We start from the raw sequence: 12,423 nt of genomic DNA on the forward strand, positions 1-12,423 counted from the left end.
CACCGAAGGGATGCCCGTGTACGACGGCATTGTGCAAGACCTGATCGACGAGTTCGGTCGGCTCCCCGGCATCGGGCCGAAGTCGGCCCAGCGTATCGCGTTTCACATTCTGCAGACGCAGAGCTTCGACGTGACACGTCTCGCCGAACTCCTCTCCGAGGTGCGCGAACGCGCGCGCTTTTGCGAGGTGTGCGGCAACATCACCGAGAGCGAGCGCTGCTCGATCTGCAGCGACCCGCGCCGCGACCAGACTCTGATCTGCGTGGTCGAGGAGTCCAAGGACGTCGTCGCGATCGAGCGCACACGGCAGTTTCGCGGGCTCTACCACGTGCTCGGCGGCGCGATCAGCCCGATCGACGGCATCGGGCCTGACGATCTGTCGATCCCTGCGCTCATGCGCCGGATCGGCGACGCCGAGATCCAAGAGGTCATCATCGCAACCGACCCGAACCTTGAGGGCGAAGCGACGGCGGCCTACCTGTCCCGTTTGCTCACGGCCATCGAAGTGCCCGTGTCACGCCTCGCGTCGGGCCTGCCAGTGGGCGGAGACCTCGAATTTGCCGACGAGGTCACCCTCGGTCGCGCCTTTGAGGGCCGCCGCAAGGTGGAGTAGCGCCGGCTGATTGTTGCCCTGCATGAAGGCAACTCGAAGGTCATATGTGCATAGACCCTAATGCGGTTCGCTAGACTGGACGCTGGCGTAGAAATTTGAGGAGGAACCCGCGTGGCTTTGATCGTGCAGAAGTTCGGGGGTTCGTCAGTATCTGACGCCGAAAGTATTAAGCGCGTCGCGAAGCGCATCGTTGAGACCCGCAGGGCGGGCAACGAGGTCGTTGTCGCGGTGAGCGCCATGGGCGACACTACCGATGAACTGATGGATCTGGCGGCCGAGTGCACGCCAATCCCTGCCCCGCGAGAACTCGACATGCTGCTTACCGCGGGTGAGCGCATCTCAATGGCCCTGCTTGCCATGACCATTAAAGGCATGGGCATCGAGGCGCTGTCCTTCACCGGCAGCCAGGCGGGCATGATTACGACCGCCGAGCACGGTGCCGCAAAGATCGTTGACGTGACGCCGGGCCGCGTGCGCGAGGCGCTCGACCAGGGCGCTGTCGCCATCGTTGCGGGCTTCCAGGGCTTCAACCGTGACTCGCGTGACATCACCACGCTCGGCCGCGGCGGTTCAGACACCACCGCTGTCGCGCTCGCGGCCGCGCTCAACGCCGACGTGTGCGAGATTTACACCGACGTTGACGGCATCTTCACCACCGATCCGCGCGTGGTTGCCAAGGCTCGTAAGATTGACGCGATTACGGCCGAGGAAATGCTCGAGCTCGCGGCTTCGGGTGCGAAGGTGCTGCACCTGCGCGCGGTTGAGTACGCCCGCAGGCACGGTGTCGTGCTGCACGTCCGCTCGTCGTTCTCCGGCGAAGAGGGCACTATCGTTTACGACCCCGCCAAGGGGCACCCGAAGGGAGATCAAGTGGAAGACTCGATCATCACTGGTATCGCCGCTGAAAAGAGCGAGGCGAAGATTACTGTCGGCGGCGTCCCAGATGTCCCAGGTAAGGCCGCGCAGATCTTCGACATCGTCGCGAAGACGAAGGCGAACATCGACATGATCGTGCAGAACGTGTCGGCTGCCGACACGAACCGCACCGACATCTCGTTCACGCTGCCCCTCGGCGACGGTAAGCGCGTCATTGACGCCCTCGAAGCTGAGCGCGAGGCGCTCGAGTTTGAGGCGCTGCAGTACGACGACCAGATCGCCAAGGTTGCGGTCGTGGGCGCAGGTATGCGCACCAACTCCGGCGTCTCGGCGAAGCTGTTCCGCACCCTCTTCGAGGCTGGCATCAACATCGAAATGATCTCGACCTCCGAGATTCGTATTTCGGTCGTGACCCGCGCCGACCTGATGGACAAGGCTGTGCAGGTGCTGCACACCGCGTTCGGGCTCGACGCAGACCATGACGCCACCGTCTACGCGGGCACCGGCCGCTAGCCCATACTTCTCACACACGTTGTCAGTGGGCGCGCGGTACGTTTCTTCGTACCGCGCGCTCGCGCGTATCTACACAGAACAGGAACACATTAGATGACTGCACAGCAGGGTCTTTCGATCGCTATCGCCGGCGCCACCGGCCAGGTCGGCGCGGTGATGCGCCGCCTCCTTCTCGAGCGCGAATTTCCAATTGCAAGCATTCGTTTCTTCGCGAGCGCACGCTCGGCCGGCACCACGCTCGAGTTTGGTGACCAGCAGATCACGGTTGAAGACATCGCGACGGCCGACAAGTCGGGCCTCGACATCGTGCTGTTCTCGGCTGGCGGTGCCGCATCGCTGCAGTACGCCGAGGCCTTCGCAAACGCGGGCGCGATCGTCGTCGACAACTCGAGCGCCTGGCGCCTCGACCCGGCCGTACCGCTCGTGGTGAGCGAAGTGAACCCGCACGCGATCGACGAGGCCCAGAAGGGCATCATCGCCAACCCGAACTGCACCACGATGGCCGCAATGCCCGTGATGAAGGCGCTCGACTCCGAGGCTGGCCTTGAGCGTCTCATTGTCACGACGTTCCAGGCTGTTTCAGGCTCGGGCCTGGCGGGCGCGCGCGAGCTCGCGGGCCAGGCCATCGCCGCGGTTGAGGCGGGTGGCATCGAAGCCCTCGTGCACGACGGCTCGGCCGTCAACTTCCCGGCGCCCGAGGTCTACACGAAGACCATCGCGTTCGATGTGTTGCCGCTCGCCGGATCAATCGTCGAAGACGGTCAGGGTGAGACGGACGAAGAAAAGAAGCTGCGCAACGAGAGCCGTAAGATTCTCGAACTGCCCGAGCTGCTGGTCTCGGGCACCTGCGTGCGCGTGCCCGTCTTCACCGGTCACTCGCTGTCGATCAACGCGGAGTTCGCCAACGCGATCTCGGCCGATCGCGCGCGCGAGGTGCTTGCGAATGCTCCCGGCGTCGAGCTGAGCGACGTACCCACGCCCCTCGAGGCCGCTGGCAAGGATCCCTCGTTTGTGGGCCGGATCCGTGAGGATCAGTCGGCTCCCGCAGGCCGCGGCCTGACGTTCTTCATCTCGAACGATAACCTGCGCAAGGGCGCAGCGCTCAACACGGTGCAGATCGCCGAGCTGATCGCTGCGAAGAAGCTCGCGGCGTAAGGACTCCTCACGCAAAAATCTCGGGCCGGATCAACTTGATCCGGCCCGAGATTTTTGTTTGCTAGAAGCAGTGAGCGCCCCTGGCGCTAGTTCGTGGCCTCGAGCGTGAGCAGGCTCGCCTCAGGCCGGCACGCGAAGCGTATGGGCGCATAGATCGAGTTGCCGAGGCCGGCACTCACATTCAGGAACGCCGCGCGGTGGGCGTCGTACCAGACGCTCAAGCCGCGCGCCTGCGCGTTCGGGAGGTCGCAGTTCGCGGTGAGCGCGCCCACTCCGGGCAGTCGCACCTGGCCGCCGTGGGTGTGGCCCGCGAGAATCACGTCTGCGCCATCATCAAGCAGTTCGCCGAGCGGAGCCTGGTAGGGCGCATGAAGCACGCCCAGGCGCAGTGGACGGGGCGCTGAGGGGAGCGTCTCGAGGCCTGCGAGGCTCTCGCGCATGCGATTCACGTCGTCATAGCGAATGTGGGGGTCGTTGAGCCCCAGCAACTGCACGTCGGTGCCGCGCAGCGTGAGCGCCGTGGCCGCGTTATTGATGTTGATTGCCCCCAGGCCCTCGAGGCCATCCGTAAGCGCCCGGTTGTCGACGTCGGGCGTGCGCGTCGCCATCCGGCTCGGCTCCAGCAGATACTTCACCGGATCCTTGAAGATCGGGCCGTAGTAGTCGTTGGACCCGTGCACGAACACGGTCGGCGCGGCCTCAATGAGCGGCTGGAGCGCGTAGAGCAGCGCGCCACGCGCCTGGATGTGCCCCATCAGGTCACCAGTCAGCACGACGAGATCCGGCGCAAGAGCTGCGAGCGAGCGCACCCAGTCGATCTTGCGCGCCTGCCAGGGCGCGAGATGCAGGTCTGACAGCTGCAGCACCCGCAGCGGGGCTGCCCCCGGGGCGAGCACCGGCAGGGTATGCCGGCGTACGGTAAACAGTTGCCGTTCGATGAGAGTCGACCAAACGGCGACGCCCGCCGCGGCAGCTCCCAGAGCTACCGCGGCGGGCTTCATGCCTGACGCCATGTGTTAGTCGTCCTTCTTTGCGTCGCAAGCGAGCGTCAGCGTGATCTTGGCGCTCTTGCGGGTCTCAGTGCCGCTGCCCGGGTCGACGGCCACGACCTTGTCCTTGTCGGGGTTCGCCTTGCCGTCAGCCTCACACTTGAAGCCGATGCTGTCGAATCCGGCGTCCCGCAGCTTGGACTTGGCGTCGTCACCGGTCGCACCGATGAGGCCCTCGGGAATCTTGGCACCCTGGCCGTTGCTGCGGTAAACCGAGATGCCGGCACCCATTCCAATCTGTTCACCGGCCCCGGGGCTAGTGCTCGCGACCATACCCTTCGAGACTGACGAGTCAACCTCGCCGCCGTCAGACACGTTAAAGCCGACATCGGTGAGCATCGAGACAGCCTCCTCGAACGACTTGCCCTTCACATCGGGCACAGTCACCAGGGTCTGCTTCACCGCGGCTGCCGAGGGCTCGGGGAACGCTTCGCCGCCGTACTTCTGGTCGGCCACGTTCATGACTGCGGGCCAGAGCGCCTGATCCGCGTACATGAGATTACCGAAGTACTGAGTTGATACGCGAGCGTAAGTACCGTCGGCTAGCTGCACGGGATCGGCATTGCCGACCCAGGTGGCGGTCGCCACGCGCGTGGACGCGCCCACGGTCCAGTTGTCGATGACATCGTCACTCGTGCCGGTTTTCGCGAGGTGCGGCACACCGTAGGCGGATCCCGCGTGATCGGCGAGGCCGTTTGTGACCGCATACTGCAGGGCATACGCTACGCCGGCAGCCACCTCGGGGGAGACGCCCTCGGAGCACTTGCTCTTGGTGAACTTGACGGCCTTGCCGTCGGAATCGACGATGCTATCGATCGGCACGGGGGTGCACACGGTGCCGTCGCCCGCGAACGCGCCGTAGGCCGACGCCATGGTGATGGGGGCGATTTCGTCGATACCACCGTACACGTTCGACGGCACCATGGAGAGGTCGGTCGTGCCGTAGTTTGGCAGATCCGCGTTGGTCTGCTTTGAGGCGCGGTGAATGCCGAGCTTCTTGGCCGTGTCGAACGTCTCGCAGAGGTCCATCTGCTGCTGCATCGACACGAGGCCGCCGTTCACCGACCGCGCGATCGCGGTGAGCACGGGCTGGTTGCCCTTCGTGCCGTTGTTATCGTTCGTGAAGTCGAAGCTGCCCCAGCCATACACGCCGTCGGGCATGCATGATGCGCGGAACGAGTTCTCGGCGACGTTGCGGCCGTTCACGTTCACGATGTCGCGCACCGAATGCCCAGTGCGAATCCACTCGGCCAGCGTGATCGCCTTGAACGTCGAGGCGACCTGGAAGCCATTTGAGCCGCCGTACTCGAAGTCGGTGTTGTAATTGATGCCGGTGTAGGCCGGGTTTGAATCCAGGAAGGTCTGCGCGTTGCTGTACGGCCGGTTCTGCAGCATGGCGAGCACGCGCCCGGTGCCGACCTCGACGCTCGTGGTCGCAGCACCGACGTTGATGCCGTCCATCAAGGCGGGCACGTTTGCGTGCATGGATTCGAGCCCGGCACGCTGCATGTCGAGATCGATCGTCGTCATGATCTTGTAGCCACCGCGGCTGAAGTTGAACTCGCGATCCTCGGGGGTATCGCCAAAGCTCGCATCCTGCTTGATGTAGCGCTGAACGTAGTCGCAGAAGTGGCCGACGCCGTAGTTCTTCTCGGCGAGGAAGCAGCCGGCCTCGCGCGGCGTGATCTGCGGCGTGACGGGGGTCGCGACGGCCTCATCGTACTGGGCCTGCGTTACCTTGCCGTGGTTCAGCATGCTGGCAAGGATTTTGTTGCGGCGCTCAGTGTTCGCCGGGATGTTTTCCTCGACGTCGATCTGCAGCTTGCCCGGGTTGTTCACGATCGCCACGAGGCTGGCCGACTCTGCGAGCGTCAGATCCTTGGCGTCCTTGTTGAAGTAGTAGTGCGCGGCCGACTGGATGCCGTAGATCTGGCGACCGAACAGCGCGATGTTGAGGTACCCGAGCAGAATGTCGTCCTTGGCATACTGCTTCTCGATGCTGATCGCGTACCGCATCTCCTTGAGCTTGCGGTCGGTCGTCTGCTCCATGGCCTGCTTGTAGGCGGCCTTCTGCGCTTCCTTGTCGGGAATCGCGATCGCCTCTTGAATGAGCACGTTACGCACGTACTGCATCGTGATCGTCGAGGCACCCGACAGGTTCTGGCCGGCCGCGTTCTGCAGCACAGCACGGGCGGTCGCCAGCACGTCGACACCACCGTGGGTGTAGAAGCGCGGATCCTCCTCGGCTACGGCTGCGTCCTTCACGTACTGGGAGATCTCATCCCAGCCGACCGTCTCGCGGTCCTGATCGTAGAAGTCGGCGAGCTTTACCTCTGAGCCATCGGAGGCCTTCGCGTAGAGCGTCGAGGGCTCGGCGAGACGACCGGGGTTGAGGTGGTTCGGAAGCTTCTCGAAAATATCGATCGCAGTGTTGGCGGTAACGCCGCTAATAGCGACGACCGGGGTGACCGCTGCAGTGACAAGAACGCCAGCAATGAGGCTCATTGCGAGGGCTCCGAGAATGCCACCGAGGGCTCCACCAGCGGTGCGCGGCTTCACTGAACGCACACGTGAAGACGGGGGTGTCTGACGGGTCATAGAATCAACACTAGGTGACGTTGCTGGCAAAACAGCACTCAGGCCCTGTGCAAAGGGTCAAAATTGCGTCGCCTATCCATACCGGTACCGAGACAAATCAGGGAGATCTGCACGTGAGCGATACCAGCGAAACGCCCAAGTGGGAGTACTTTGTGACCCCGCTTCTGCTGCATAACGAGGCCCAAATCCTCAATAATTGGGGCGCCCAAGGATGGGAACTCGTGCAGATCATCGAAGGACCTGCCGGTGGCAATGTTGCATATCTGAAGAGGAAGGCCTGAAATGTCGTCTGTGATTGATGAGCGGATCGCTGAACTGGGGTACGTCGTACCCGAAGTTGCGGCACCTGTCGCTGCCTACGTGCCCGCAGTGCGCGAGGGCAACTACGTATACACGAGCGGACAGCTCCCATTTGTTGACGGCAAGCTGCCCCTCACGGGCAAGGTCGGCGACAGCGAAGGCCTCGTGTCACTCGAGGACGCTGAAGAGATGGCTCGCCTGTGCGCGTTGAACGGACTTGCAGCCGCTCGCGGCCTACTCGGCTCGCTCGAGAAGATCTCGCAGGTCGTCAAGGTGACGGCATTCGTCGCCTCTGACCCCTCGTTCACGGGCCAGCCCGCGGTAGCCAACGGCGCCTCGGTATTTCTCGGTCGCGTGTTTGGCGACATGGGCATCCACGTGCGTTCGGCCGTCGGCGTCGCGGTCCTGCCGCTCGACGCCCCCGTCGAGATTGAATTCATGTTCAAGGTCACCGACTAGTCGGTCGCCCCGAACACACGAAACGGCCGGCAGCGGAGCAATCCACTGCCGGCCGTTTTGCTCTGCATGCGCTACTGGCGTGCTGCGATCTTGTCTTGAATAGTGGACATCACCATCGTGTCGGCGAGCGTTGTCACATCGCCAATCTCGCGGCCCTCTGCGAGGTCCTTGAGAATGCGGCGAACGATCTTGCCGGATCGGGTCTTGGGCAGCTCCGCCACCACATAGATGTTGCGGGGGCGAGCGATCGCGCCAATCTGCGCGGCCACATGCTTCTTCAGCTCGGCCTCGGCGTTGTCGTCGGTCAGCAGTTCCTGCTGCGCCTTCAGCACGCAGTAGGCCACGACCGCCTGGCCGGTGGTCGGGTCGCTCGCACCCACGACGGCGGCCTCGGCGATCGAGGAGTGCTCCACGAGCGCCGACTCGATCTCGGCGGTCGACAGCCGGTGACCCGAAACGTTCATCACATCGTCGACGCGACCGAGCAGCCAGACATCGCCGTCTTCGTCGAGGCGCGCGCCGTCGCCGGCGAAGTACTGGTCGCCAAACTTTTCCCAGTAGGTGTCGATGAAGCGCTGATCGTCGCCCCAGATGGTGCGCACCATCGAAGGCCACGGCCGCTGAATGACCAGCAGTCCGCCCCGGCCATTGCCGACGGGGTTCCCCTCGTCGTCGACGACGGTTGCGGAGATGCCGGGCAGCGGCACCTGCGCGCTGCCGGGCTTGAGGTTCGTGAGCCCGGGGAGCGGCGCGATCATGATCGCGCCCGTTTCGGTCTGCCACCACGTGTCGACAATGGGAGCCGATCCGGCACCGATCACGTCGCGGTACCACCGCCACGCCTCGGGGTTGATGGGCTCGCCGACCGAACCGAGCACGCGAATGCTCGACAGGTCGTACTGATCGGGGATCTCGCTCCCGAGCTTCATGAATGACCGGATCGCGGTGGGGGCGGTGTAGAAGATCGAGACGCCGTACTTCTGAATGATCTCCCACCAGCGACCCCAGGTGGGAGTTTCGGGGGTGCCCTCGTAAATGACCTGGGTGGCGCCGTTCGCGAGCGGGCCGTAGACCACGTAGCTGTGGCCGGTCACCCAGCCGATATCGGCGGTGCACCAGTACACGTCGGTCTCGGGCTTGAGATCGAACACGTTCTTGTGGGTGGTCGATACCTGGGTGAGGTAGCCGCCCGACGTGTGCAGGATGCCCTTGGGCTTGCCGGTCGTGCCCGAGGTGTAGAGGATGAAGAGCGGGTTTTCGGCGGGGAAGCCCTGGGCCTCGTGGTCGCCGTCAAACGCGGTGATCTCTTCGTGCCACCACAGGTCGCGGCCGGGCACCATTGTGACGTCGTTCTTGGTGCGCTCGACGACGAGCACCTTCTGCACGGTGCTGCCGCCGCCGTGCAGCGCGAGTGCGTCGTCGACCGTGGGCTTCAGTGATGACACGCGGTTCTTGCGGTATCCGCCGTCGGAGGTGATGACCAGCTCGGCCTCGGCGTCGTCGATGCGGGCGCGCAGGCTTTCTGCGCTGAAGCCGCCGAAGACGACCGAGTGGGCCGCGCCCAGGCGTGCGACCGCGAGCATCGAGATGATGGTCTCGGGGATCATCGGCATGTAGATGGCGACGCGGTCGCCGGCCTCGACACCGAGACTCGTGAGCATGTTGGCCGCACGCTTGACCTCGTGGGTGAGCTCGGCATAGGTGATCGAGCGTGAGTCGCCCGGTTCGCCCTCGAAGTGGATGGCGACGCGCTCGCCGAGGCCGGCGGCCACGTGGCGGTCGAGGCAGTTGGACGCGACGTTCAGCTCGCCGTCGGCGAACCACTTTGCAAACGGAGGGTTGCTCCAGTCGAGAATCTCGGTGAACGGTTTCGTCCATTGCAGATTCTGTGCCTGCTCGGCCCAGTAGTTCTCGGGGTCTTCGGCTGCGCGCCAGTAGACCGAGGGATCATTGATCCGGGCCTGTTCCCTGAACGCTGCCGAGGGTGCGTAGGTTTCTGGTGCACCAGCGTGGTGCACGGGATGACTTTCAATGGTTCCGAAATGCTCAGTCATGGACGCCCTTATCCGATCATGGTGTGTTGGTGTGGTGTTTCGGTGGTGGTGAGGTGGTTAGCAGCACAAGAGTGCGCACCCAGGTTATACCGTCGACGCTACTCCGCTCACAGAGCGCTTCATTTGCCGGTGAGATGCGAACTTATCCACAATCTCACTTTTGAGGCCAGATGTCGCTGCCCGCGTGATTTGCTGAGGCCATGACGGTGCTCAGGGAGTCGCCCCAGCCGGCGATCGTGGGCCCGGCACCGACGCGGAGCTCGGGGCTAGGGCTCGCGGCCAGGCGCGCCTTCGGCGGGCTGCTCCCGCTGCTGGATGATCATGATCTGCGCGACATGCTCGTGCACGTGCGCGGGGGAGTTGGTGAACTGTGGCTCGACCGCGGCATCCAGCTCGAACGCGTGATCGGGTGGGAGGCAACGCCCGCCGCCGTGCGCGAGCTCGCCACTGCACTGATTGCCGCGGGCGGGCGCCACCTCGACGAGCTCCAGCCCTGCGCCGACGTGCGCCTGGGCGACGGGATTCGGGTGCACGCGGTGCTCCCGCCGGTGAGCGTCGCGGGTGCCGCGGTCTCGATCCGGGTCCCCAGCCCAGCCATGCCCGACTTCGCCCGCATGGTGCGGCGCGGGCTGTGCAACGCCGAAACGGCGTGGCAGCTGGTGCGGCTCGTCGAGCGACGCCGCAACTTCCTTATCACGGGCGGCACCGCGAGCGGCAAGACCACCCTGCTCACCGCGCTGCTGAACCGGTGCGGGCCTGGCGAGCGCATCATCACCATTGAGGACGTGGCCGAGATTCGTCTGCGCCACGAGCATGTGGTCGCTCTCGAGGCGCGGCCCGCAAGTGCGGAGGGCGTTGGGGAGGTCACCGTCGAGCGGTTGCTGCGCGAGGCACTGCGCATGCGGCCCGATCGGATCGTGTTGGGGGAGTGTCGGGGCGCCGAGATCGTGACGTTGCTCACCGCGCTCAACACGGGGCACGACGGTGGCGCGGGCACGCTGCACGCGTCTCACCTTGCTGACGTTCCCGCGCGGCTCGAGGCGCTCGGGTCGCTCGCCGGGCTCGCCCCCGCGGCCCTGGGGCGGCAGGCTGCTTCTGCGTTGCACGCCGTCGTGCACGTCGAGCGAGGGCCCCGCGGGCACCGTGTGGCAGCGATCGGGGCGCTTTGCTTGGGGCGCGGTGGCGTGCTCGAAGTGGGCGAGCTCGCCGGCCTGAGCGAGGCAGCCGACTAATGGCGCGCCTGCTTGCTGGGGTCGTGGCCCGCTGGCGCTCCCTGTTTGGAGCGGCTCCGGATCACGGTGAGGCCGGGGGAATGGGCGCGGGTGGCGCTCGGGCTGCGCGCCAGATGAGCACCCTGTTGGGCGGTGGGATTGCCCCCGAGCGCATGTTTGAGCTGCTGGGGCAGGACGCCGCGAACGGAGACGAGGCCGTGCAGGTGGCGCACCGGGTCGCCGCCGGCGCATCGCCCGTGGACGCGCTGGCGCGTGCGGAGGGCGCGGAATGGCGAGTGCTGGCGGCCGCGTGGCAGCTGGCAGTGGTTGGCGGGGCGCCGCTGGGCCCCGCGCTGGCGCGCATTAGTGAGGCCCTGGCCGCGCTCGACCGGCTGCATGAGCGCCGCGGCGTCATTCTGGCGGGTCCGAAGGCGACCGTCGCGATCGTTGCGGCACTGCCTCCCCTCGCGCTCCTATTGGGGGCCTCCCTCGGGTTTGACCCGGGGCCGGTGCTGGGAAGCCCGATGGGCGCGGTGCTTCTGGTAGCGGGGGCACTGCTGCTGGCGTGCGGAGTGGGGTGGGCACGCGTACTGCAGCGCCGAGTCGAGACGGGCGACCACGTCGCGGGGCTCGAATATGAGCTGGCCTGGATCGTGGTGCGGGGTGGAGCTGACCCGGGGGCGGCTCCGCGGCTCGTGGCTGACGCCGTGGATGCGGTGGGGGCCGAATGGGTGCCGTTCACCCGGTTCTTGGCAGGGGAGCCCCTCAGAGGCACGATCGCGGCTGCGCGGCAGGCGGGGGTGCCACTCGCCGCGCAGCTCCTGGAAGAGGCACAGGTAGCGCGTAGTGCCGCCCACGCTCGGCTCGAGCGCGAGGCCGAGCAACTGGGCATTCGCGTATTGATCCCGTTGGCCGTGTGTGTGCTGCCGTCGTTCATTTTGGTGGGGGTCGTGCCCGTCGTACTGTCGATGCTGCGCGTGTAGGCGGTCGACCCGCGACAGTCCGTCCACAGGCCGCACATTGTTGGGCAATCGCGCGACCTATCCACAGATACCTGTTTCTGCCCCCGTGTACCCCGGATCCAATGCACCATGGAGGTACCGGCGAACGCCGGGCCGTGCAGGGCATCTGGAGATACCGATGGACACCAAACTGCAACTCGTCCCTGACCCGCACGACGGGCCTCATCTCGACACCACCGATGGCGACCATGCGGGAGCGATCCCATTCGTGGTGCCGTCGCGGCGGGCACACTGGCGCGCTGCTCGAAGGCGGCGCGTGTGGCCGGAGCCGACAGGCCAGGGAACACGGAAGGACCGGCGCTCGGACGAAGCCCCGGGAAGACTGGCGCAGCTCACCCAAGACGAACGGGGCGCCGTCACCGCGGAATACGCGATCGTCATTATGGGACGACACCTAGCTGTGATTGAGACGCCGTCGCTGGCGGAAAGCACCCTTACGCCTATCTAAACCTAGGGTAAGTGAATGGTTTAGATGAGCAGGGTTCACGCTGCTAGCTGATGCCGTTGGACGCCCGCTGACTTTGAAACCATCACGATCGCTCCAGCCTCTCTTAATGTATGACTGGAATTGTC

Annotated in this window: 11 protein-coding genes; 8 read left to right on the forward strand and 3 right to left on the reverse strand. The window is 65.1% G+C overall.

Going from position 1 to position 12,423, the window contains the following annotated elements:
* Window positions 1–16: 16 nt before the first annotated feature.
* The 3 genes from recR to C795_RS0107170 all read left to right on the forward strand — a co-directional run bounded on the left by recR (window position 17) and on the right by C795_RS0107170 (window position 3,157).
* Window positions 17–613, forward strand: a complete 597-nt coding sequence (gene recR, locus C795_RS0107160) for a recombination mediator RecR (protein WP_026139514.1) — start codon at window positions 17–19, stop codon at window positions 611–613.
* A 111-nt stretch (window positions 614–724) separates the two neighbouring features.
* On the forward strand, window positions 725–2,002 hold the full coding sequence (locus C795_RS0107165) for an aspartate kinase (RefSeq protein ID WP_017793075.1): 1,278 nt from the start codon (window positions 725–727) through the stop codon (window positions 2,000–2,002).
* Window positions 2,003–2,095: 93 nt separating this feature from the next.
* Window positions 2,096–3,157: an aspartate-semialdehyde dehydrogenase gene (locus tag C795_RS0107170; RefSeq protein ID WP_017793076.1), complete on the forward strand. Its 1,062-nt coding sequence runs from the start codon at window positions 2,096–2,098 to the stop codon at window positions 3,155–3,157.
* An 86-nt stretch (window positions 3,158–3,243) separates the two neighbouring features.
* On the opposite strand, the gene C795_RS0107175 is transcribed toward C795_RS0107170, so the two are convergent.
* Entirely contained in the window at window positions 3,244–4,170 is a 927-nt protein-coding gene (locus C795_RS0107175) for a metallophosphoesterase (protein WP_017793077.1), read from the reverse strand.
* Window positions 4,171–4,173: 3 nt separating this feature from the next.
* Window positions 4,174–6,804 carry a transglycosylase domain-containing protein gene (locus C795_RS0107180; protein WP_083879159.1) on the reverse strand — a complete coding sequence of 877 codons (2,631 nt, stop codon included), beginning with the start codon at window positions 6,802–6,804 and terminating at the stop codon, window positions 4,174–4,176.
* Between the two features lie 113 nt (window positions 6,805–6,917).
* Here C795_RS0107180 and C795_RS17200 point away from each other — a divergent pair, with 113 nt between their 5' ends.
* Window positions 6,918–7,085 (forward strand): DUF4177 domain-containing protein, encoded by a 168-nt coding sequence (locus C795_RS17200; RefSeq protein WP_017793079.1) that lies wholly within the window; start codon window positions 6,918–6,920, stop codon window positions 7,083–7,085.
* A 1-nt stretch (window position 7,086) separates the two neighbouring features.
* The gene (locus C795_RS0107190) at window positions 7,087–7,563 is read left to right on the forward strand and encodes a RidA family protein (protein ID WP_017793080.1); all 477 of its coding nucleotides are present in this window, start codon (window positions 7,087–7,089) and stop codon (window positions 7,561–7,563) included.
* A 71-nt stretch (window positions 7,564–7,634) separates the two neighbouring features.
* Here the strand turns inward: C795_RS0107190 and acs are convergent, their stop codons facing one another.
* Window positions 7,635–9,617: an acetate--CoA ligase gene (gene acs, locus C795_RS0107195; RefSeq protein ID WP_083879160.1), complete on the reverse strand. Its 1,983-nt coding sequence runs from the start codon at window positions 9,615–9,617 to the stop codon at window positions 7,635–7,637.
* A gap of 200 nt (window positions 9,618–9,817) precedes the next feature.
* Here acs and C795_RS15465 point away from each other — a divergent pair, with 200 nt between their 5' ends.
* The 3 genes from C795_RS15465 to C795_RS0107210 all read left to right on the forward strand — a co-directional run bounded on the left by C795_RS15465 (window position 9,818) and on the right by C795_RS0107210 (window position 12,298).
* A complete protein-coding gene (locus tag C795_RS15465; protein WP_017793082.1) occupies window positions 9,818–10,849 on the forward strand; it encodes a CpaF family protein in 1,032 nt (343 codons plus the stop codon).
* Entirely contained in the window at window positions 10,849–11,811 is a 963-nt protein-coding gene (locus tag C795_RS0107205) for a type II secretion system F family protein (RefSeq protein WP_017793083.1), read from the forward strand. The genes C795_RS15465 and C795_RS0107205 overlap by 1 nt, the downstream gene beginning before the upstream one ends.
* A 157-nt stretch (window positions 11,812–11,968) precedes the next feature.
* Complete coding sequence (locus C795_RS0107210; RefSeq protein ID WP_017793084.1) at window positions 11,969–12,298, forward strand: hypothetical protein; 330 nt, start codon at window positions 11,969–11,971, stop codon at window positions 12,296–12,298.
* The last annotated feature ends 125 nt before the right edge of the window (window positions 12,299–12,423 follow it).

The organism is Leucobacter salsicius M1-8 (genome assembly GCF_000350525.1).
Lineage (GTDB): Bacteria > Actinomycetota > Actinomycetes > Actinomycetales > Microbacteriaceae > Leucobacter > Leucobacter salsicius.

What these genes read in the sequence shown, in the direction of transcription:
- C795_RS0107170 (WP_017793076.1), top strand. Translation starts at nt 2,096, where the DNA reads ATGACTGCACAGCAGGGTCTTTCGATCGCTATCGCCGGCGCCACCGGC.
- C795_RS0107175 (WP_017793077.1), bottom strand. Translation starts at nt 4,170, where the DNA reads ATGGCGTCAGGCATGAAGCCCGCCGCGGTAGCTCTGGGAGCTGCCGCG.
- C795_RS0107180 (WP_083879159.1), bottom strand. Translation starts at nt 6,804, where the DNA reads ATGACCCGTCAGACACCCCCGTCTTCACGTGTGCGTTCAGTGAAGCCG.
- C795_RS0107190 (WP_017793080.1), top strand. Translation starts at nt 7,087, where the DNA reads ATGTCGTCTGTGATTGATGAGCGGATCGCTGAACTGGGGTACGTCGTA.
- acs (WP_083879160.1), bottom strand. Translation starts at nt 9,617, where the DNA reads ATGACTGAGCATTTCGGAACCATTGAAAGTCATCCCGTGCACCACGCT.
- C795_RS15465 (WP_017793082.1), top strand. Translation starts at nt 9,818, where the DNA reads ATGACGGTGCTCAGGGAGTCGCCCCAGCCGGCGATCGTGGGCCCGGCA.
- C795_RS0107205 (WP_017793083.1), top strand. Translation starts at nt 10,849, where the DNA reads ATGGCGCGCCTGCTTGCTGGGGTCGTGGCCCGCTGGCGCTCCCTGTTT.
- C795_RS0107210 (WP_017793084.1), top strand. Translation starts at nt 11,969, where the DNA reads ATGGACACCAAACTGCAACTCGTCCCTGACCCGCACGACGGGCCTCAT.